Source organism: Moritella sp. PE36, assembly GCF_000170855.1.
Taxonomy (GTDB): domain Bacteria; phylum Pseudomonadota; class Gammaproteobacteria; order Enterobacterales; family Moritellaceae; genus Moritella.
The window spans coordinates 1-19109 of record NZ_ABCQ01000053.1; the positions used below are offsets into that span (position 1 = coordinate 1).

The window sequence follows — 19109 nt, forward strand, 5'->3', positions numbered from 1 at the left end:
TTGGCTCTTCAGGTGTTCGTCCATCAAAAGCACATAGTGCTCCGCCCATGCCCGCAGTGAACACCTCATCCATGTATTTTTTGAATGACCAAGGAATTGTCATCCAGTTAATTGGTGATTGAAGAATAACGCGATCTGCCCACTCCAAGTTTGCCAGTTGTTCATCAACAACGATTTCGTCTTGCATAGTAACAACACGCACGTTATGACCTTTAGCTTCTAATTGAGATTGCGCTTTATCAACAAGTGAAGCGTTAAGCTTGCCTTCAGAGAATGGTGATGGCTCGTGTGCGTTTATAATAAGTACGTTGTTCATAGCTTGATCCTACTTTCAATTAAGATTATACCGGACATCAAATCCATGCCCTTATCGATTGGTATATAATAGTAACCTGGAGATTTATTACAATCAGTATACTTTTAGTAACCTAGATTTCGAAAGTGCGAATTTTTATAATTAACATTTTAAAACAGACACTTAAGATAGTTATTTTTAATTGAGTATTTTTTATTGTCTGGTTGCTATGAGTATACAGGGAGTATTTGAAGGGCGTTCATTATCAACCGCTGAAGTTTGTGCGCCACTGTGATGGGGAAATATCAAAGGCTATTTTAAAATTATTACGATAAACACTTTCTGAGTTAAAACCTGATATTACAGTCGTTGCAACAGGACTAGCGCAAATGGACGTTGGTCAGCCTCTGTTAATGCCAACCAGTGAAATATTGGAGTTTATTCAGCTATTTCCCCGTAAAGTGATCGCTAACCACATGGAATCACTGTCCAGTCGATCGCCAAAAAACATAGAGTAACTTAAGCTTTGCTGACCTAAGAACTGGCGTCCATCGATAGACAAAGAGTTTTACTCAAACGCACGCATCCAGTGTTGATGGATCTGCTTATGACGGAATAACCAAATTGTCTGCTCACAAGTATATGGACAGCCTACCGATTCAACAGCATAGTTCTGCTTCCCCACCTTTAATTGTTATGTTATAACATAACAATTAAATCAGTCGTGATGCAATTCGTTATCGTGGTAACTCAAACGCATTTACCAATAAGTTATGCTAAGCACTGCAACATCATGACTCTGCTTCAATTATTAGACTTCACTTGGAAACTTATGTTTAATCCTGAATTACTACCAGATATTACCTCTTACCACAGTGTAAATGAACCACTAGCGCTACAGTGGGTCGGGATGGAAGACATTGCTGTGCCATTCTCAATCGCCCTATCGGACGGGAAACTGCTGCCAGTTGCGGGCAAAGCAGACTTGTTGGTAAGCCTTGACCAGCCTGATGCAAAAGGGATCCATATGTCTCGGCTGTACTTACACCTCAACGAGCAACTTGCGAATAAAAAACTGGATAAAACTTGCTTGTCTCATTTACTCGAACTCATGGTTAGTTCCCAGAAAGGTATAAGTAAAAATGCCAAAATTAAACTAAAATTTGATGTTATTTTGGAGAAAAGTGCTTTATTAAGTAATGAAATGGGCTATCAATCATACCCAGTAACCTTAAGTGCTCAACGGATACATAACGAGGTTAGTTACGTTTTAGAACTATCTATACCTTACTCTAGCACTTGCCCTTGCTCAGCATCATTGTCTCAGCAGTTATATGGTGCGGCTATCAACGAGCATTTTTCCGCTGCTACTATCGACAAACAAGATTTATTGCAGTGGGTTGAATCTAAAGCCGGATCTGTCGCGACACCGCATAGTCAGCGTTCATATGCTTATCTCAAACTGATTCTCGATAACCAATATCTTCTTGACATTCAATCTTTGATATTCAAGTTTGAAAAATTGATTGCAACACCAGTCCAAACAGCAGTAAAACGCGAAGATGAACAGGAATTTGCTCGATTAAACGCTGAAAATCTAATGTTTTGTGAAGATGCTGCACGACGGATTAAAGGGGAGCTAGAGCGCATGAAATTTGTCACTGACTATTGGTTCAAGGTTGAACATCAAGAAAGTCTACATGCACACAATGCGGTTGTGATCGATCAAAAACAAAGGATGTAGTGATCCCGTTCTTGCTCTATTACAGGCTTGGATAACGTGTATTACCGCTGAAGACGTTTCAAAGGGGTACCCTAGAGCAGGATAAAGTCGATTAACGCCGAAATACCGACAGTGATGACTCTTTAGAGTCAGTCACCGCACCATTGACCCTAAACCATGGATTAGATCTTAGGGTCAATGGAATAAATCAGTTACTTCAATTTAAAGTAACTGATCGAACTGAGTAATTCTTTACTAAGATCTGATAGTGAAGACGCTGAAGCCATTGATACTTGCGCGCGAGTCGTATTCTCCTCGGTTACTTGATTCACATCGTTAACATTCGTTTGGATCTCATCAAGTGTATTTGTCTGCTGGAATGACGCTGCTGATGTATCTTTGGCAATCTCTTTAATTTGATTAACGGATAAATTAATTTCATCTATCACATTTCCCGCATTCGATACATGCTTAACACTTTCCAGTGATTTGGAATGACTGTTATTGATGGTAGAGACAGCCACCAGCGTACTCTTCTTCAGTGTTTCAAGTGTTAACTGAATTTCTGCAGTGGAGTCTTGCGTCCGTTTCGCTAAATTTCTGACTTCATCAGCAACGACTGCAAACCCCCGCCCCTGTTCACCTGCACGTGCCGCCTCAATCGCCGCATTTAACGCCAGAAGATTGGTTTGCTCAGCAATGCTTTTGATAACCTCGAGAATACTCGTGATGTTGTCAGCTTCAATATCCAGTTGTTGGATGGCGGATACTGAGTTTTCAATTTCTACAGCGAGACTTTCAATAGACGCAATTGTCTCATTAACAATGATCTTGCCTTTTATGGCCGATTGAATCGCATCATCTGATTTAGTCAGTGCGCCGTCTGCATGTTCAGACACTTGCGTTGACACCGAATAAAGCGCTTCGACAGAACCAGAAAGTTTGGTCATTTGTGAGTGCTGAAATTCTGCGTCATCAATTCTTTGCTTGTTGTCACTAAGTAATCCGTCTGTTGACTCGTTTAAATTATTTGCCAGTGAAGTGACGGATTTAAAAATATTATTCAAGTTGTCAGTCATACTGAACACTGATCTTTTGATTTCGCTAATCTCGTCCATATCTTCGCCAACTTCAATCGTTCGACTCAGATCACCTTTGGCTAGGGAATGCGTGACAGAAACAATAGACTGTAAATCTTTCTTTAGTCTGCGAAGCATTAATATAGACATAATAATGACGATAAAAAATATGCTGGCAGCTAGCATCATAGATTGAATAACAATCTGATTTTGAGCGGCTATGATTTGTTCTGATCGTATGCTGGCCAATTCGTCATGCATTTTATTGATGGCTTCGATCGTATCAACAACCGGTGGGAAAGCACGGTGAGCAGCCTTCTCTGCTTTTTTTCGAACGACAAACGTTGCTTTGGTTAGCCAAACATTGGTTAATGTTGATAGTGATGAGTTAAGATGTTTTGATCGTTCTACAAGTTGGTCACGAGCATAAAATATGCCTTCATCTTGGCTGAGTTCTAGTACCGAGTTCCATTCACTTTCAAGCGTATTGCTCGCAGTCATTAAACTGGCTACGTAATCGTTAATCAGCGTTTGAACATGACCAGTGGCTTCTTCTAGTTCTGCTTGTTCCACCGCTCTTGCCGAAAACTTCATGCCTACATCTTCTGATAACTCATAGGCTTTGAGAATATCTTTCCACTTATTATTGATGTTTGAGTAAAATTGCCTAATTTCAGAATCTAACTCAATGTTTTCGACAACTGCTCGACTATTGACGATTAGATTTACAGAAATAAACAGCAATGAACACAGTAAAACGATGACAAGACCTGATATTTTAAATGATAGCGTTAAGTTTTTGAGTATATTCAAGCTGAATCCCTGCTTTAATAAATTCTGTCTAAAAAGCGATAGTTAGAGTAAGTGTTAACAAGCTCTCAAATTGTTAACACTTTCGTAACCCTACATCACGTTTACTCAGAATAAAAGCTGTTTCACTAAGAAATGATTTGTAGAATAGGATTTATCCCTTGATATACTCATATTTACATACAGTTTTACCATTACCCATCATGTTAACAACATGTTGCACTGAATTAAAATATTGAACTTGATCATATAAACTATAGCGATTTCGGTTTGCCTGCAAATGCCACGACGATGGTATCAGCTCCCAAAGTACGGGAAAACGCATAACCATTTTGTTGCTTAATTTCCTTATGGTGCCCTGCGCCAATCGCTGGATGATCCTGTCTAAATTGGCCAAGCGTTTGCCAGTGTTTGAGCAATTCCTGTCGATTAGCATCCAACGACCAATTCATATCAGAACGCGTACCCTGATGGAAATCATCGGCATAGGGCCCAATTTTTCTGGCGACTTCATCACCATAGTAAACTTGTATAGCTCCCGGACTCAGCAATAGTGCATTGGCTGCATTACGTTGCATTTCAAATGATTTAAATCGGCCAAAGAAAAGTTCTGTATCATGCGATGACATATAACTTACCGGATTAAAATCAGGTTCTTCTTGGAGCGTATCAGCGTAATTTTGGTATGTATCGGCCATCTGACTAAAACAGCTAGCCCCGTGATCCATCTTTTTCTGCATATCAAAATTGATTAGGGCATCAAAACCTTCATCATAATAAGGGCTACGGTAAGCGCTATGTCCCCAAACTTCACCCATCATCCAAAATGGTTGACCGGTTTTATCATTCTCTTCACGCCAGTCATCTAAGCTTTTTGTCGCAGCTTGTTTTAAACGCATCCACACATCGCCAGACACATGTTTTACTGTATCAATACGGTAACCATCAATGCCGAATCGTCTTACCCAGTCTGTTTGCCATTTAATGAGATAATCAGCGACGGTATAATTGTCACGACTAATGACTCGCGTTCCGGGATTGTTTAATAGCCAATCAGGCGGTGTTACAGGTGTTGTCGATTCAGTGATAAAATCGGGCAAGCCAGCCAGAGACAGGGTGCGGTCGTTGGTGCCAGGTTTTGGATAATTTGGTAAGCCAGTGCGGACCCAATCCCCCCCCCACCACCGACTCCATGCAACATTGCTATAATCGATACTGTCATTGAAACTATGCCAGTTTTGACCCGTGCTAGGTTGCCAATCCCCCCATTGTGCTGGCCAGTTTTGGGATGGATTGACGACAGGAATTTGATCAAACTGTAGGTCGGCTAAGGTTGCATATCCAGAGTGGTTGATGACGACATCGAGTAACACTTTAATGCCCCGTTTATGGGCTTCTTCAACCAGACGTTTGAGATCATCTTCATTGCCAAAATTCTCATCTATTTTAGTGAAATCACGCGCCCAATAGCCGTGATAACTATAAAATGGAAACGAACCCGCGCTACCACCACCTACAAACCCATGTACCTGTTCTACAATAGGTGAAAGCCAAATCGCATTGGTTCCGAGACTTTTAATATAATCGAGTTTCTCAATAACCCCTTTTAAATCGCCACCATGAAAGGTGCCAACCTCATCTTTACCGTCTTTATGACGACCATAACTATTATCATTGGTTGTATCAGCATTATTAAACCGGTCAATCATGACAAAATAGATATTTGCGTTGCGCCAGTTGAATTGAATCTCTTTGATTGGGTTACTTAGTGGTTCCAGCAATATCAGTCCACCACTATTTACTGCTGGCGTTAGGGTTACTTGTTGTTGAATAACAGTGACAACTTGTCCGCTTAATTTGTCTTTTAATTGTGTGCCGTCTTTATAGGTATCGGCAAGATTAACAGTCACCTCTCCACCAGCATAGGTGTCACACTGAATTTGCGGCAGAGGTCGTTTGAATGCTTTGTTAGTGGATTTTTTGGGCTGACGTTTTATTAACAGTGTTTTCTGGTCTGCATCAAATATAAATGCATAATCGCCATTAAATCTAATTTTAATAGCCAGTTCAGTCGGAGAGCTACAATTCAAAGCCAAAGGTTGGTTAAACCTTACTTTTTGCTCTTTTATCGTAATGCAGCGTCCTTCAATACCAGTCACTTTTAAGGTATAGCTTGCTTTGGTCAGTGGTACCACCAGCAGCGGTTCACTAGTAAGAGGGAAATCTCGACTATTCGTACTCGTTGAGATAGTTAGATTGGGTGAAGCAAACAAGCTTGGGCTGGCAAGCAAGAGTATAAGGCTAATTTTATTGAATTTCATCTTCCGACCTGAGTGATTCCATTAATTTATATAATAAAACGGAATCATTGTTCGGACATCATCCTAACAAACTACGCCCTAAATAGTTAACCAGATCAAACTTTTAGTGCCACAGGGTGTAGGGAAGATAACGATATAAACTAAGAAGAAGGCGAAAAGGGCTAGCACAATGCTAACCCTATTTTTCTATATTAGTATCAACAACAAGCTAACTGTCAGTCTTATACCAGACTCGTCAACATCTCACCTGAATATTCAACTAATTCCTTACCTTCTCGAACACGCTCGACATAATCAGGATTAGCAATAAATGGTCGACCAATAGCAAGCAGGTCAAACTTATCATCCGCAATAGCTTGGCTACCGGCTTCAGCAGTAAAGCTACCGACTCCAACTAATGTCTTGTTATAAATGCTGCGAACATAACTTGACGCTCGACCACCTAAATAGTCAAATTCCATCGCATCATCGAAAACACCAATATGTAAAAAGGCTAAATCACGTTTTTCTAGTTCCGGTACAAGATAATCGAATACAGCACGGTCACGACTGTCACCCGAGATATTATGGTATGCACCCGGTGATACACGTAGTGCCGTTCTGTCATTTCCGATACGAGTAACAATTGCATCCACTACTTCAAGAGCGAAACGTGACATGTTCTCTGGTGTCTCGCCATACTCATCACTACGACGGTTACTCTCATGGTGTAAGAACTGGTCAATTAAATAGCCATTAGCACCGTGTATTTCAACACCATCAAAACCAGCATCGATAGCATTCGCCGCAGCTTGAGCATAATCACTGACTAACTGAGTAATCTCATCAACTGTTACCGCCTTTGGTATTTGATAAGTAAGCTCGCGCATTCTAGGTACAGTACCTTCAACACCGACTGCAGAAGGTGCCATTACATCTTGGCTACCTGTTGCTTGATAAAAGTGTGGATGTGCGACACGACCTGTATGCCATAATTGCGCAAATATTTTACCGCCATTATGGTGAACTGCATCAGTTACCGTTTTCCAACCAGCGATTTGTGCTGGCGTAAAGATGCCAGGGGTATTTGGATAACCTTGACCGTCAGGACGAATGATCACCGCTTCTGAAATGATTAAACCGGCCTCGCCTCGACGACCATAGTAATCCGCCATGTCTTGAGTCGGAACAAGGTTATCATCGGCCATACAACGAGTCAGCGGCGCCATAAGAATGCGATTTTTTAAAGATAACGTTTTATTGAGTACATAAGTTTGAAATAAGTTAGCAGTCATAGCGCCTCTGTATATTTTTTATAATTAATCGATGATTGTTTCTTGAATATACGTTCAAGATATTCTTTTTTGAATGATCATTCAACAACTATTTTTGAATAAGCGTTCAAAATTGATTATAATGGATTCATTGCATAATATGACTCTGATATAAAGAGTCCTAAAAAGAGTGACGAACAGCCATGCGAATTGCAGAATTTGACAGAGAGAAAGTACTGAGATCTGCGATGACCTCCTTCATGGATAAAGGTTACGGTAAGACGAGTATGCAAGATCTGAAAAAGGCCACAGGTTTGCACCCAGGTTCTATCTATTGTGCGTTCGAGAATAAGCGAGGTCTTCTGTTAGCTGCATTAGAGCAATACCGTCTAGATAGAAATGCGGAGTTCGCGGGGATTTTCACCGGACAACGCCCTGTTCTTACTGAGCTTAAAGCCTATCTGGATCATATTGTTTTAGAATGCCAGAGCTGCGATGCCTCTCGGGCTTGTTTACTGACTAAGGCGCTGAATGAAGTCGCTGAGCAAGATGCAGAAGTCCATGACATTATTACGCTACATCTCGCTAACTGGCAGGTGGCGATTACCCAAGTATTGCAACAGGCTATTGATCAAAAGGAAATTACCAGCGACCGTAATGCGGATCTACGCGCTCACTATCTGATGATGGGTATATATGGATTAAGAACCTTCGCCCATACTCACCCAGAAGGTAATACCATTAAGCATCTCGCTGATCAACTATATCAGGATGTGTGTCGATAGTTTAAAGCCAATAGTTTAATCTTAAATGCTCAGCCTCGTGAGCACTTTTACTATTCTTGAAGTGCGTGGATCTATTTAACAGTCTATTACCGACTCTTGTTACTTAACACTACAATTAAAATGCCACCTAACACTAAGGTACATGCGATCACAAGTCTTGTGCTAATAGGCTCAGATACAAATAGAATACCTCCGATTGATGCAATAACAGGAACAGATAACTGTACTACTGCGGCTTCAGTTGCAGATAAACCTCTTAATGCGATATACCAAACTGTGTAGCCAAGGGCTGAAGCAAAAGCACCAGATAGAACAGCATAAACAACCCCCTCGAGTGATATACTCAACATTGGAAACGTAGCTATAACCAACACTAATACCAGCGGCATTGTATATTTGAAGTTTAAGGCATTATCTTGTAATGGATTTTTTGAACCTCTACCAATGACGGTATACATCCCCCACGCTGCGCCTGAGACAACCATGAGCATAAAACCCGAGAAGCTTGGCGTTGTCATTGTTGGATACACAAGATAAGCCAAGCCCCCAAAGGAAACGGTCATACCAAGTAATTCAAATAAGCGTAATCGGTGACCCGAAATAACACTCATCGTGATCATTGTAATCTGAACAGTCCCAAACAGTACAAGCGCACCAGTACCTGTTTCTAATGAGATATAAGCAAATGATAATGCGACTGCATAGACGAAAAGTAAAAGTGCTGATATCCACGTTTTTCTTTGGTGACCATTAGATCCGTTAGACAAAGGAGAATTAAAACTGAGTAAAATTAAAAACATAACAACCCCAGATAAAAGACGAATTGCCGTGAAAGATGACGCATCGATAGCATTATCTTTTAAAGCCATTCGGCAGAGTACCGAGTTAGCAGCAAACGCAATTAAAGCAGTAATGGTATAACCAATAGTTTTAATTCTATTATCTAATATTTTAAACAATCCACTCTCCTACGAACCCTACGAACATAACGCTTTTGTTACCTGCGTGAGTTTACTGCGGGGGGGACATTGTTTTCTAACCAGGTCAAAGGATATTCCCATAAATGTTTTGCCTTGCGACTAAAAAACTTCATGTGGCCGATTTCACTTAAATTACATGCTTCAGGCGATAAGGTCATTGTTTCAGCGTTCATATTTTTAAACACGGTCAACATATCAGTCACATTGACATCAATAGCGATGTCATCATCGCTGGCATTAACCCATAGCGACGGCATAGAGAGTGTATCGTACAGGTGTTTATGTATCGATTTACCAAAGGCTGTCTTCACATAACCCTGTCCATTACACCATTGACGCCATTGTTGAGCAACGCCTTTAGGCAAGGGTTCTCCCATGCCAAGTAACTGGGACTTAGTATGACCAAAAAGCAGGTTACTCATTGGTATGAAAAAATTCATAAAGAAATGTGCTTTAAAAGCATAAGGCATTTTCATGTTTTTTAATCGCCCAGAAGAACTGGCAAAAGTGAAAATGGAGCTGAGGTCTTTCGCATTATGCATTAAGCCGACTAATTGCCCTCCGGCGCTGTGGCCAATCAGGTGATAAGAGTTATCTGGATAGGTTGTTTTGAGAAACTCAAGGACTGCCGGCATATCTTGCTCTCCCCAACACTGTAACGATGCGGTACTAGCACTAACTTTACCTGATAATGACTTTCCAATACCTCGGTTATCAAACGTGATCACTGCATAGCCATGCTCAACTAAAAAACAGGCGAAACCTTTGTAAAACTGTTGTGTTATCCCTGTCGCTGGTGCAAGTAATATTGCTGCTTTTACTGCAGTTGTGGGTTTGAAAAGCGTTGCCGAAAGTTTGTAACCATCTTGGCAATAAACATCTACTTCATCTGTGAAAAAATTATCCATTTTAAGCTCATTTATCTATTTAACATATTTACAACATTGTACGCGAGGTCATACCAGTTTCAACATATTATTTGAAGCCATCAAACTTGCTTGCTCGATGCCTATAAAATCAAACCTAGCGCTTGTCCTAACTCAGACTATTATAAACAAGTATAAATAATCGAAATGCACAATCGCAATTATTCTCATAGAGAGCAAAGTATGAAATCTTTACGGACTTTTACAGCGCATGATGGCACTACCTATACCGATAAAAAGAGGTACTTTTGGTTATTATCTCTCTTATTACCAAGTATTTCTGCTGCTGGTCCACTTTTATTTATGGCCTTTAACCATGAAATTATACTTTGGTTCTTTTTCCTTTTTGGTTATGTTTTCTTCCCCATCATGGATCATGTCATGGGTGAAGATACCAGTAATCCCCCTGAAGTTATCATTCCGCAGCTTGAAGCTGACCCCTTTTATCGTCGCATCACTATCCTGCACGTACCGGTTGTTATCGCTATATTTATATTCTGCGGCTGGTTTGTTGGCAGTTATGAACTGAGTTGGAGTGGTTATTTAGCGACGGCGCTTTTGGCTGGTAATGTCGGTGGGCATGGCTTAAATATAGGACACGAATTAGGTCACAAGAAGAATAAGTTTGACCGTAAATTAGCTAAACTAATTCTAGCAGTGGCCGCTTACGGTCATTTTTTCATAGAGCATAACCGCGGTCACCATAAACACGTTGCGACACCAGAGGATCCTGCATCTGCAAAAATGGGCGAAAGCATCTATCACTTTGCAATAAGAGAATTACCTGGTGCGATTTTTAGAGCTTACCAGTTGGAAAAGCGACGCTTAAACAAGTTAGGTAAATCAACGTACTGTTTCGAAAATGAATTTTTGCAATCCACTTTATTGAGCTTTACTATCTATGCGAGTTTAGCCGTTTGGTTAGGTTCGGGTGTCATCCCTTATTTGTTCATCTCCGCATTCTGGTCAATGTGGCAACTCACTTCAGCAAACTATATCGAACACTACGGTCTGTTAAGAAAGAAACTCCCTAATGGCAAATACGAACGACCTCAGCCGCATCATAGCTGGAACAGTAACCACGTGTTTTCCAACTGGGCTTTATTCCACTTACAACGTCACTCTGATCATCATGCAAATTCGACCCGTAGTTATCAATCTCTGCGCCACTTCAACGGATTGCCGACACTGCCAAACGGTTATTTTGGTATGTATCCTATCGCGTATATCCCTTGGTTATGGTTTAAAGTAATGGATAAACGAATAGTCCATATTACAGACGGTGATATTTCAAAAATCAATATGTTACAGACAAAAAGAGAACAATTGATTGCAAAGTACAAGCTAACATAAAGCAAAATATTACTCTTTATTTCCCGCAGTGGTAGGGAGAGTTCAATATAACGTAAGCATAAAAAATGCCGCGTATTGCGGCATTTCATTTCTCATTAATAAAAACTAAGCTACGCCCTCGATTGCCACTTCATCCAAGTCAAACGAAGCATTGATCAGTTTTTTAGTGTAATCGTGCTGAGGGTTATGAAATATGTCCTCAGCAGTTCCCTGCTCCATCACTCTCCCTTTTTGCATCACTAATACCCGGTCAGATAGGGCTTTGACGACTGCAAGATCATGGCTGATGAAGATGAAACCAATGTTGTTTTTTACCTGGATCTCTTTAAGCAACTCAATAACGGTGAGCTGAACAGAGCGGTCGAGTGCAGAAGTAGGTTCATCCAATAAAATAAACGACGGCTTCAAGATCAGTGCTCTCGCGATTGCAATACGTTGACGCTGACCACCAGAAAATTCGTGCGGATAACGATTGATTGAGTTCGGTTCTAAACGCACTTCTTCGAGCGCGAGACACGCTTTTTGTAAGCGTTCCTGTTTGGACATCTTAGGTTTGTGCACCCTTAAACCTTCAGTAATGATTTCGCCAACCGTCATACGCGGTGACAACGATCCGTACGGGTCCTGGAAAACCATCTGCACGTCTTTTTTCAGTGCAAATTTTTCCTTATCACTGAGTAAACTGAGATCTTGACCTTTATAGGATAGATTACCGGTAAAGGGCAGCAAGCCAATGATAGCCCGGCCTAGCGTCGATTTACCAGAGCCAGATTCACCGACAATACCCAACGTTTCACCTTGTTTCAGTGTGAGTGAAATGCCCTTAACCGCTTCAAAATATTCGGATTTACTGGGAATGAAGTGAGATTTAATCAGGAACTTAACCTTAATGTTTTCGGCACAAAGCAACTCTGGAGCAGTTGCTTTGATTGGCTGTTTTTGACCTTTCGGGGTCGAGTTAATCAGCATTTTTGTATATTCGTGTTGTGGTTCCCGGAAAAGTAGTCCCGTCTCCCCTTCTTCCACTACTTCACCTTTGCACATGACCAGTACTCTGTCAGCAAGGTGTTTAACAACGCCGAGATCGTGCGTAATAAACAAAATAGCCATACCCATTTTTCTCTGGAATTCTTTAATTAAATCCAGTACTTCGGCCTGCACCGTAACATCTAACGCCGTAGTCGGTTCATCGGCTATTAGAATGTCAGGTTCATTGATAAGCGCCATTGCAATCATAATACGTTGCAGCTGACCGCCTGAAAATTCATGTGGATACTTGCTGTAAGCTTGTTCTGGATTTGGTAAATGAACGAGAGTAAAGAGTTCTAAAACACGTATTTTCGCCTGTGTTTTTGACACTTTACGATGGCACATCATGGCTTCGGCAACCTGAATGCCCACCCGTAAATAGGGGTTTAGAGACGTCATTGGTTCTTGGAAGACCATGCCAATACGATCACCCCGGATTGACTGCATTTGACGTTCAGTTTTGTCTAAGATCGATTCACCTTCAAATACAATGTTCGACTGTGAAGATACGATAGCATTGGCTGGTAATAGGCACATCAGCGCATTAGAGGATACAGATTTACCCGATCCCGATTCACCGACAATAGCCAGTGTTTCACCGGATTTCAACTCAAAATTAACATTTTTCACCGCATCAACTATTCCGTCATTCGTAGTAAAACTGACGGATAGGTTACGAACTCGAAGAATGGTTTGGTTTAACATGATACGTCCTTATCAATTTAACAGATGCGTTGCATGGTGTGGGTCTGCCGTCACTCTTAGCTTAGCAAAGTGATGATGCGCTTTCTGGATATGTTCATATTTAAGCATCCACTGAGCATCGCGTTGAGCGTGACAAAAAGCGCCCATATGACGGAGAATATCTTCACTTTTATTATCGATAAGCGTCATCGTTCGTTGAACAAGATCACTTGTTTCAAGAGAAATAAACTGCAATAGCGCATAAGACTGGTTCAACGTTGCAAATGCGCGTTGTTGTTGCCCCATTTGATTGAGAATCTCAGACTGTGCGACAGTGGCGTCTCTTAACCCTGATAACAAGCATGAAAACTGGCACGGTTTAATATTCTCATTTTCTAATGCCTGATGAATATGGTTTGGAAGATTGTCTAATACCTCCCCATATAGCTGGTGAGCTTCAGGCCAATAACCATGTTCCATTAAATTTTCTGCCTTCAGGTAACGCATCCAGCATTGCTCCAATTCCATAATCCACCTCAAATTTATAAGATGACTGATGTTAATGAGATTTATTATCAATTGCAAATAAAAATCATTATCACAGTGAGATGTATCACTAAAATAATAATGTCACACTAATTATCCGTTATTTAGTCAGTTTAATAAGAGGATTAACCTATATAGACCGATGACTAAAACCGAAATAAGCAATGGCATGAATTATACATTAACTACAATTGATGCTTTTAAATCCCCCAATTTAAACACTTAAATAGACTAACTCCTTATAAGTACATGAAACTATATAGACTAACTAATTTAGAGTATTATGCTAAAAAAAGGTGACAAACTTAACAGATCGTAACCTATAAAACGTTAATCGCACATCAACTAACAACAACCACATTTCAGCCGTAAAAACTGGACGTGCTCCTTTATGATGGATTATAAAACTATCCATAAAGTTTTTATAAGCATAAACATCTACTGCAAGTCATTATCAATTGTTGATGAAATGTTTATTTATTGCTAAATTATTTTGCCATGGAGCGGTAAATACGGTGTTGAATAGTGAATTATTCTATTGGTATCGCTTAAATAAGATAAAACATGGATGGAATTTATAATGATCTCAAAGGTTAGTTGCTATATTGCTGTAATGTTAAGCATGTTTACCTCTTCGGCTTTCGCCGCCAGTGAACCAGTCGGGTTTGATAAGGCTGTTGATCAGTTCTTTAACGAAAACCTCAGTTGGTTTGCCAATACAATTTTCACCTCAGTTCCTGTTAATGGGACAAACTTTCCCATCATCGTAGGCTGGTTATTTATTGCAGCCATCATTTTCACATTTTATTTTGGTTTTGTTCAGTTCAAGCGCTTTGGTTTGGCGGTTAAGATCGTTAAAGGTGACTTCACTGATCCGAACAATAACGATCCCGGCCAGGTTTCTCATTTCCAAGCCTTAACAACCGCTCTTTCTGGTACGGTCGGACTTGGTAATATTGCCGGCGTTGGTGCTGCACTTGCCATTGGTGGCCCCGGTGCCACGTTCTGGATGATTCTGTGTGGCTTACTCGGTATGGCTTCAAAGTTCTGTGAATGTACACTTGGTGTTAAGTATCGTAATGAATTGCCAAACGGTGAAGTCTCGGGTGGTCCAATGTATTACCTAAGCCGAGGTTTAAAAGAACGTGGTTTTACTAATTTAGGAAAATTCCTGGCTGTCGGCTTTGCAATTATGACTATTTTAGGTGCGCTGGGTGGTGGCAACATGTTCCAAGGCAACCAAGCGAACGCAATGATTGTACAAGCTCTGGGTATACCTGATGGCTATGGTTGGGTTACAGGGGTTATTTTAGCCATTATGGTTGGTTCGGTTATTATTGGTGGCATGCCATCGATTGCGAAAGTAACAAGTAAATTAGTCCCAGCAATGGCTCTATTATATGTTGGTATGTCGGTTATTGTGTTGGTATCAAACGCATCTATGATTGGCGATGCATTTGCACAAATCATTGAAGGTGCCTTCACTGGTGCTGGTGTTGCCGGTGGTTTTGTTGGTGCTTTAATCCAAGGTATGAAACGTGCGACATTCTCGAATGAAGCTGGTGTTGGTTCAGCCGCGATTGCACATGCCGCAGTAAAAACCAAAGAGCCTATAACTGAAGGTCTCGTTTCGGTACTCGAACCATTCATTGATACCGTGATCATTTGTACTATGACGGCATTGGTTATCACCATTTCAGGAATGAATAATGGTGACTTTAGCGGTGTAACACTTACCGCCGCGGCGTTTACTGAAACGGCAGATATCTTCGAGTATATTCTGGCAATAGCTGTTGTGATGTTTGCTTTCTCAACAATGATCTCGTGGTCTTATTATGGACTTAAAGCTTGGACATACCTGTTCGGTGAAGGCAAAACGACGGAACTTGTCTATAAAATCATGTTCTGTTGTTTTGTGGTTGTCGGTGCAAGTGTTAGCTTTGGTGCTGTGATTGATTTCTCTGATGCCGCTATCTTTGCAATGTCTATCTTCAATATTATCGGTTTGTATTTCTTAATGCCAGTGGTGAAAAAAGAGCTACATTCGTTTATTGCCCGAGTTAAATCTGGTGAGATAAAAGATTACAGTAAAGAAGGAGTACTGGTTTCTAAAGAGATAAACAACTAATTTTATAACCCTCTCTTTTTAAAGAATAAATGGTCCAGTCAATAGTATTGATTGGACCATTTTTCATTATATATAGCGAAATCAAATTTAGAATTTGATTGTTAAAATACTATTTTTGATTGTACAATAACATCTGTAATTTTAACTGAAATATCAGGAATTCATTGGTTTGGAACTGAACGAACTAAAAGTATTATTTGATAATGGCGGTCTTAAAACGGTAACAATAAAACGAGCGCCATTAATGAACGGTTATATCTTAATAGTAAAAACAGTAAATAAGAATGTACATGTGATGACATCACAACGTGAAGAATCAAATACCCCAAGGGCATTTAAGACGATAGATGCGGCAGCAGCAAATGCACAAAAGATTGGTTTTAAGAAGATTAGTATCGATTTTACGTGATCAGAATTACACCTGTACATATATACAGGTGTAACTCCCCCCCCCGTAAAAATGGCACTTTTTCGGGGCTAGATTACATATTTTGATCTAAATAGGCTTGATTCATCGACATTAACCGGTTTTTTTCCTGATCTGAAATGAAACTTGCTTCAATTGCATTAAAGGTAAATTGCGCTATTTCAGTTTTAGACATAGAATGCGCCTCTCCAACAGCCATAAAATTGTCTGTCATATAACCTCCAAAGTATGCCGGATCATCAGAATTGATCGTCACACACACGCCTTTACGCAATAACTCAACAATATTATGTTCAGCCATGTGTTCAAAAACTTTTAGTTTGATGTTAGAAAGCGGACAAACTGTCAGCGGTGTTCTATGTTTGGCTAACGCTTTAACTAACGTTTCATCATCCGAACAGCGTACACCATGATCAATACGGGTTAATTTCAGCAGGTCTAACGCATCACGAATGCTACTGGCGGGCCCTTCTTCACCAGCATGTGCCACAGTTAAAAATCCTTCATCAAGTGCATATTTAAATACTCGCTCAAACTTACTGGCTGGGTTACCATTTTCTGACGAATCTAACCCGACGGCGACGATCTTGTCTTTGTGTTCAAGTGATTGATTTAATGTTGTAAATGCGGATTTCTCATCGAGATGACGTAAAAAACACATGATCAATTGACTGGTAATACCGAGCTCATCAACTGCTTGAGATAACGCATTATGGATACCGTTAACAACAGCATCAAAACTAATGCCGCGTTCTGTGTGTGTTTGTGGATCGAAAAAAACCTCGGTATGAACAACATTGTCGTTTTTACAACGCAGCAGATAAGCCCAGGTAAGATCGAAAAAATCCTGTTCTGTGATTAATACATTCGCGCCTTGATAATATATATCTAAAAATGATTGCAGGTTATGAAAGTTGTACGCGTCTTTAACTTCGGCACATGACTTGAAAGGTATATCAATATTATTGCGCGCGGCAAGTTCGAACATGAGTTCGGGTTCAAGCGTACCTTCGATGTGTAAATGAAGTTCTACTTTCGGTAAATTTTGAATAAATTGTTTCATGATTAAGTTCCTAATAAAATTTATTAAGTACTTCTCTTTAATAACAGACACGACAAAGAGAAAAGTACTAAAGTACTAAACTCTTCGTAATCAGGAATTATTGGTTCCTGGTAGAGACCCCTAATCCATATTATTAGGGTTATACGAAGGGAAACTAATTGCAGAATTGAAATGCTGAATTAGCTTGAAACTGATTGTACAGAATGTAATTTAGCAAGTCTATGGTTTAAACATAGCAGCTTGACCATGAAAAGCCCCATTGTTATCAATAAGATTCCACACAGTTGCATTTTCTATCCAAAAAGTACGACCCGTAGAGGAAATACGTAAACCGCGATAATCATCAATGAAACCAAAGGCCGTGACTCTCGCCAATAAATCCTGTCTTTCATCACGATCCATGGGCTTTGCTGACTTCCTCGATGGCAAGGCAACAAATTCAGACCAACTTAGTTCAAATGCATTCAATGCCGACTTGTTACCATAATTGAATATAGGATCGCTTTCAGTGCCATGCGATACCACGACAAAGTCAGCGTAAAACAAAGCGTTAGCAATATTGATATTTAAATCAGTATCATCAATCAGTTTCTTTCCGGTTAACCGATAATAACTAGATAGTAAAATTTCTGCATGGTTACTTAGAAAATCATTTTCCGTACTTGGTTCATTCAAGATAATGTCCTTATTATCATTTAATATTAATGAGTTAAATTAGGATCTACACATGCAAATATCTGCTTTATACTCTCAGACTGACGTAATAATACATCCACCAAACGGGCAACTTCTTCTCTATAAATGAAGCCATGGACTTCTTTATCTTGTGACAATTTTCCCGTTTCAGTCACTGTTCCGTCTTTAAGTCCACCGGGTCTTAGGATCGTAAAATCTAAATGACTCGTTTGTAAATAAGACTCCGCAAGTGACTTCTCTCTCACCGCTTTACCAAAGCCAGTTTTAGAACGCTGAGAAAGGTATTGCCAAGAATCACCACAACCCAATGAAGTTACTAATAAAAAGCGTTTAATTTCAGTACTTTCTAACGCATCAATCAAGTGTCGATGACCAAGATAATCTACGGGAATATCGGCGCGGAAGCTACCCATGGTCGAAATTACGATTGCATCTTTACTTAATGATTTTACAACACTTAAAACTTGCGCTTTATCTGTTGCATCACATTGGTAGGTTTTATTACATAACGTTGCCAGTTCATTGTTTTCAACATTACGCGCAACACCAACAACAGATACTCCCTTCCTTGTGAAATACTTTACCATCGCCAGGCCAAGGCCACTTGCCGCACCAAAAATAACAACGTCTTTCATACTCTGTTCTCACTCAGCTTGTTGATAATGATTATCATTATAACTAAATACGCTATTCAGTCACGACAAATATCAATAAATCAGTTATTTAAAAGTATCCGTTTAACTCGAATCTAGCATGACTTTCGTTACGTAAGGTCATAAGTTGCAAACTCTATCATTACCATTTAGTTATTAAAACGGTTATTTTTCGATAATAACCATACAAATTAATAATTTAGGCGTTCCTGTGTAAAATCTACTAGCTAGGACTCACATCACACAATCAGATTTCACGTAGCACACCAAAAAACAAGGTGTTTATACTGTTTGCTTATACAGTTGTTAATGCTATAATTGCGCGGTTAATCATTAATAGCATTTTATTCGCCTGGAC

At 40.0% G+C, this 19109-nt stretch carries 16 protein-coding genes and 1 riboswitch; of the genes, 5 read left to right on the forward strand and 11 right to left on the reverse strand.

Going from position 1 to position 19109, the window contains the following annotated elements; all coding sequences use genetic code 11:
* On the reverse strand, positions 1 to 316 hold a 316-nt coding region (locus PE36_RS19630), incomplete at its 3' end, for an NAD(P)H-dependent oxidoreductase (protein ID WP_006033827.1).
* An 811-nt stretch (positions 317 to 1127) separates the two neighbouring features.
* Here PE36_RS19630 and folE2 point away from each other — a divergent pair.
* Entirely contained in the window at positions 1128 to 2039 is a 912-nt protein-coding gene (folE2, locus tag PE36_RS19635) for a GTP cyclohydrolase FolE2 (protein ID WP_043994884.1), read from the forward strand.
* A gap of 191 nt (positions 2040 to 2230) precedes the next feature.
* Here folE2 and PE36_RS19640 read toward each other — a convergent pair whose 3' ends face one another.
* The 3 genes from PE36_RS19640 to PE36_RS19650 all read right to left on the reverse strand — a co-directional run bounded on the left by PE36_RS19640 (position 2231) and on the right by PE36_RS19650 (position 7502).
* A complete protein-coding gene (locus tag PE36_RS19640) occupies positions 2231 to 3910 on the reverse strand; it encodes a methyl-accepting chemotaxis protein (RefSeq protein WP_006033830.1) in 1680 nt (559 codons plus the stop codon).
* A 251-nt stretch (positions 3911 to 4161) separates the two neighbouring features.
* Positions 4162 to 6228: an alpha-amylase gene (locus PE36_RS19645; protein ID WP_006033831.1), complete on the reverse strand. Its 2067-nt coding sequence runs from the start codon at positions 6226 to 6228 to the stop codon at positions 4162 to 4164.
* Positions 6229 to 6449: 221 nt separating this feature from the next.
* Entirely contained in the window at positions 6450 to 7502 is a 1053-nt protein-coding gene (locus PE36_RS19650) for an alkene reductase (protein ID WP_006033832.1), read from the reverse strand.
* Between the two features lie 182 nt (positions 7503 to 7684).
* On the opposite strand from PE36_RS19650, the gene PE36_RS19655 reads away from it, so the two are divergent.
* Positions 7685 to 8266 (forward strand): TetR/AcrR family transcriptional regulator, encoded by a 582-nt coding sequence (locus tag PE36_RS19655; RefSeq protein WP_006033833.1) that lies wholly within the window; start codon positions 7685 to 7687, stop codon positions 8264 to 8266.
* An 86-nt stretch (positions 8267 to 8352) separates the two neighbouring features.
* Here PE36_RS19655 and PE36_RS19660 read toward each other — a convergent pair whose 3' ends face one another.
* Both PE36_RS19660 and PE36_RS19665 read right to left on the reverse strand, forming a co-directional pair.
* Positions 8353 to 9225: a DMT family transporter gene (locus PE36_RS19660; RefSeq protein ID WP_006033834.1), complete on the reverse strand. Its 873-nt coding sequence runs from the start codon at positions 9223 to 9225 to the stop codon at positions 8353 to 8355.
* Between the two features lie 38 nt (positions 9226 to 9263).
* On the reverse strand, positions 9264 to 10154 hold the full coding sequence (locus tag PE36_RS19665; RefSeq protein WP_006033835.1) for an alpha/beta fold hydrolase: 891 nt from the start codon (positions 10152 to 10154) through the stop codon (positions 9264 to 9266).
* Positions 10155 to 10355: 201 nt separating this feature from the next.
* On the opposite strand from PE36_RS19665, the gene PE36_RS19670 reads away from it, so the two are divergent.
* On the forward strand, positions 10356 to 11525 hold the full coding sequence (locus PE36_RS19670) for an alkane 1-monooxygenase (protein ID WP_006033836.1): 1170 nt from the start codon (positions 10356 to 10358) through the stop codon (positions 11523 to 11525).
* 105 nt (positions 11526 to 11630) lie between these two features.
* On the opposite strand, the gene PE36_RS19675 is transcribed toward PE36_RS19670, so the two are convergent.
* Both PE36_RS19675 and PE36_RS19680 read right to left on the reverse strand, forming a co-directional pair.
* Positions 11631 to 13259, reverse strand: coding sequence for an ABC transporter ATP-binding protein (locus PE36_RS19675; protein ID WP_006033837.1), 1629 nt, complete (start codon positions 13257 to 13259; stop codon positions 11631 to 11633).
* Positions 13260 to 13271: 12 nt separating this feature from the next.
* Positions 13272 to 13766 carry a hypothetical protein gene (locus tag PE36_RS19680; RefSeq protein ID WP_006033838.1) on the reverse strand — a complete coding sequence of 165 codons (495 nt, stop codon included), beginning with the start codon at positions 13764 to 13766 and terminating at the stop codon, positions 13272 to 13274.
* A 598-nt stretch (positions 13767 to 14364) separates the two neighbouring features.
* Between PE36_RS19680 and PE36_RS19685 the strand changes: the two genes are divergently transcribed.
* Positions 14365 to 15912 carry a sodium:alanine symporter family protein gene (locus tag PE36_RS19685; RefSeq protein ID WP_043994885.1) on the forward strand — a complete coding sequence of 516 codons (1548 nt, stop codon included), beginning with the start codon at positions 14365 to 14367 and terminating at the stop codon, positions 15910 to 15912.
* 169 nt (positions 15913 to 16081) lie between these two features.
* Positions 16082 to 16321 carry a hypothetical protein gene (locus tag PE36_RS19690; RefSeq protein ID WP_006033840.1) on the forward strand — a complete coding sequence of 80 codons (240 nt, stop codon included), beginning with the start codon at positions 16082 to 16084 and terminating at the stop codon, positions 16319 to 16321.
* 73 nt (positions 16322 to 16394) lie between these two features.
* On the opposite strand, the gene PE36_RS19695 is transcribed toward PE36_RS19690, so the two are convergent.
* The 3 genes from PE36_RS19695 to PE36_RS19705 all read right to left on the reverse strand — a co-directional run bounded on the left by PE36_RS19695 (position 16395) and on the right by PE36_RS19705 (position 18733).
* A complete protein-coding gene (locus PE36_RS19695; protein WP_006033841.1) occupies positions 16395 to 17402 on the reverse strand; it encodes an adenosine deaminase in 1008 nt (335 codons plus the stop codon).
* A 67-nt stretch (positions 17403 to 17469) separates the two neighbouring features.
* Positions 17470 to 17569, reverse strand: a riboswitch (purine riboswitch).
* Between the two features lie 52 nt (positions 17570 to 17621).
* Positions 17622 to 18077 carry an MEKHLA domain-containing protein gene (locus PE36_RS19700; RefSeq protein WP_006033842.1) on the reverse strand — a complete coding sequence of 152 codons (456 nt, stop codon included), beginning with the start codon at positions 18075 to 18077 and terminating at the stop codon, positions 17622 to 17624.
* A gap of 26 nt (positions 18078 to 18103) precedes the next feature.
* Positions 18104 to 18733 (reverse strand): SDR family NAD(P)-dependent oxidoreductase, encoded by a 630-nt coding sequence (locus PE36_RS19705; protein ID WP_006033843.1) that lies wholly within the window; start codon positions 18731 to 18733, stop codon positions 18104 to 18106.
* Positions 18734 to 19109: the final 376 nt, after the last annotated feature.

Coding starts and splice junctions, on each gene's coding strand:
- PE36_RS19665 (WP_006033835.1), bottom strand. CDS start 10,154: ATGGATAATTTTTTCACAGATGAAGTAGATGTTTATTGCCAAGATGGT.
- PE36_RS19655 (WP_006033833.1), top strand. CDS start 7,685: ATGCGAATTGCAGAATTTGACAGAGAGAAAGTACTGAGATCTGCGATG.
- PE36_RS19695 (WP_006033841.1), bottom strand. CDS start 17,402: ATGAAACAATTTATTCAAAATTTACCGAAAGTAGAACTTCATTTACAC.
- folE2 (WP_043994884.1), top strand. CDS start 1,128: ATGTTTAATCCTGAATTACTACCAGATATTACCTCTTACCACAGTGTA.
- PE36_RS19670 (WP_006033836.1), top strand. CDS start 10,356: ATGAAATCTTTACGGACTTTTACAGCGCATGATGGCACTACCTATACC.
- PE36_RS19680 (WP_006033838.1), bottom strand. CDS start 13,766: ATGGAATTGGAGCAATGCTGGATGCGTTACCTGAAGGCAGAAAATTTA.
- PE36_RS19675 (WP_006033837.1), bottom strand. CDS start 13,259: ATGTTAAACCAAACCATTCTTCGAGTTCGTAACCTATCCGTCAGTTTT.
- PE36_RS19685 (WP_043994885.1), top strand. CDS start 14,365: ATGATCTCAAAGGTTAGTTGCTATATTGCTGTAATGTTAAGCATGTTT.
- PE36_RS19645 (WP_006033831.1), bottom strand. CDS start 6,228: ATGAAATTCAATAAAATTAGCCTTATACTCTTGCTTGCCAGCCCAAGC.
- PE36_RS19705 (WP_006033843.1), bottom strand. CDS start 18,733: ATGAAAGACGTTGTTATTTTTGGTGCGGCAAGTGGCCTTGGCCTGGCG.
- PE36_RS19650 (WP_006033832.1), bottom strand. CDS start 7,502: ATGACTGCTAACTTATTTCAAACTTATGTACTCAATAAAACGTTATCT.